Below are 2,529 nucleotides of genomic sequence, written 5' to 3'. Positions count from 1 at the left end.
GGTGTCTTTTTTTTACCATTTTGGCTGGGTGGCTAACTTAATTATAAAACGCGCGGAATAGAAAAACTATCTCATCTTTGAAAATAACTATCAACAATTATTAGCCTTATTGCATCTTTGCTGACACCGATTTTGAAGAGTGTATGACAGGTGTTCTGTTCTGACATAGTGGGAAGCATTGAGTATGCTTTTGAAAAATCGAGCTAATATTTTCTGGCAAAAGAGTGGAAGTCCGAGATATAGGTTAGTTAATACAGATAGCGAGGTGTTAAATATGTCTAATAATTCGAGTGATAAGACCATGTTTGCGATGCGTATTGATAAGAATGAAAAAGAACAATTAAGACGTTTGTACCATGATATGGGACTTGATTTATCGACAGCGGTTAATTTGTTTTTTAAACAGAGCTTACTCGAGGAAGGTTTGCCGTTTCAGCCAAAGAGAAAAAAAAGTTTCCAGCAATGATGATTGATCAACCCGTTTGGAACTTTAGCTTCAGAATTTAATCATTGGCATTGTGATGATGGCTTGGAAAAATTCAATTAGTTGAAGCAATACGAATTAGAGCTTGTTTATTTTGATCAATGGAGTTGTCTTTCATAATGATTAATAAAGCAGAGTTGCCGTTGTTATGGCATTGAGTCCATGGCATTTGGGGCTCTGTTTTTGACTGGTAGAGTGTCATCATTACATGTATCAAGATAGTTTTACTATCCGAATCTATGTCAGATCTTGACGTGACACATTTATTCCACTTTGAATGAATGTTAATTAAATCATTGAATACTGGCTGTCTTATATTACTCATTTCTTGATAGTGTTTGGAGTTTAATAGACTCCGTTTCAAGTTACATATTAGTGTATAATTTTTAATAAATAAGTACCAGGGGATGAGGTGATTTTGAGGCAATGGCAAACGCTTTTTCAACAGCAAGTGCTAACGCGTGCGTTCAATTATTATCAAGAAGGCCATGTCAAAAAATTCAGTAAGGAACATCATAAACTGATGGCGATAGTGCAGGGTGTTCAGGACTATCAGGTTACGATTTTTGAAAGTAATGGTGACGTTACTACGATGATTTGTAATTGTCCGTATGCTCTTTCTGGTCTGCATTGTAAGCATATGGCTGCAGTGTTGTATTATGTTGAAAATACTGTGAGTATTGGTAGTCAGTTAAAGATGAATTCACCTAAGAATTGTCAGGAAAAGTTATTCAAGGAATCGAATGATAGGGGTGGCAACGAATGGAATTCGGATCTCATACAAGATATTCGAAGTTTTACCTTGAGCCAGAGTAAGTTGTTAGCTCATGAAGATATGCTAGCAGTTAATCCATGTCTATTATTTACACCACTTGCGGATTTACCAATGTTATTCAAGTCTTGTGAATGGTTGGTATCAACCGAACTGCCGAGAATGCTTGCTGCTAATCAGCAACAAATGGTCTTTGATATATTGACTTATGCGTACTTGAAGTTATGTTACACCGGCGTTGATCAAACTAATCTGATTGATGAGTGTGCCCGTCTATTCAGGCAGTTACTAACACATGCCGACGGTCATATTCGCCGATCGATCTTTCGGTGGCTATTCATATATAGTCTGGCATTGCCAATTAAGTATAGCTCACAGTTTGAGCTGTTATTGTTTTATAGTGATGCTTTCAGTAATCCATGGTTTCTTAATCAAAAGTTGATATTGGTTGACCACAAAATCAGCAAGCTTCAAGCCAGTCATCATGAAATGCAATTTCAAGTCGAAACTACCGTAATTGAATGGCAACGTTATCGTATCCATGTTATGAAAGAGCTGAAATTATCGCCAAATACTGTCCAAGAATTCTGCCAGTTGAATCGTGATGATTTAGTTGTTAGTGATTATTTTGTTGAGAATTGTCGTGAGTACAACGATATAGAACGTGCCATTATGTATTGTCGTACTGGGATTCAGCAAGCGGCGCAGGATGACAATTCGACTGTCATGTATCATTGCTATGACCAGTTAGTTTCACTCTATCGAGATTGTGGTTTGGTGAACAAATACCGGCAGGCGTTGTTTGAAGCAATCACCAAATGTGATGCTTTGAATTCTAACTGGTACATTCAGCTTCGAGAGCAGTATTCCTCAGCAGATTGGTCGAATGTGCGTCGTCAGATTAGTGCTAGCATAATTCCGCAAACTGATTTTGAATGGGACAGTTTTCAAAATGTGTTTGTAAGGCCGTATGTACTGGCTTTGCAGCGAGATGTGAAGGAAGCAACAACACCTGAGAGTCAGCTTTCAATCATTAAGCAATTAGAATATCTACAAAAGTATCATGGTTCGACCGGGTTAGAGGTAGCAGATTGGCTTTGGCAGGATTGGTATCGACATTACCCGGAACGTAAAGTGTTGATGGATGCATTGGACGAACGGATCGCGCAGAAAATTGAAAAAGATTAAGAAAGTAGTGCATCACAAAATTAGGTTCGGTAACTAGGGACTGTCTGAAAACTAAAAATTCAGGTATAATCTGAGGAAAAACGAA

Annotated in this window: 2 protein-coding genes; both read left to right on the top strand. The window is 37.8% G+C overall.

Annotated elements, in window-relative coordinates; all coding sequences use genetic code 11:
* Window positions 1-184: 184 nt before the first annotated feature.
* Window positions 185-466, top strand: coding sequence for a type II toxin-antitoxin system RelB/DinJ family antitoxin (locus MMY95_RS15380; protein ID WP_238352288.1), 282 nt, complete (start codon window positions 185-187; stop codon window positions 464-466).
* 436 nt (window positions 467-902) lie between these two features.
* Window positions 903-2,444: a hypothetical protein gene (locus tag MMY95_RS15375; protein ID WP_187345448.1), complete on the top strand. Its 1,542-nt coding sequence runs from the start codon at window positions 903-905 to the stop codon at window positions 2,442-2,444.
* Window positions 2,445-2,529 lie beyond the last annotated feature (85 nt).

Source organism: Lactiplantibacillus sp. ME-2, assembly GCF_022549155.1.
Classification (GTDB): Bacteria; Bacillota; Bacilli; order Lactobacillales; family Lactobacillaceae; genus Lactiplantibacillus; species Lactiplantibacillus plantarum.
This window is presented reverse-complemented; position numbering and strand designations above follow the sequence as displayed.

Excerpts from the sequence above, each read along its gene's own strand:
- MMY95_RS15380 (WP_238352288.1), top strand. The coding sequence starts at position 185 with ATGCTTTTGAAAAATCGAGCTAATATTTTCTGGCAAAAGAGTGGAAGT.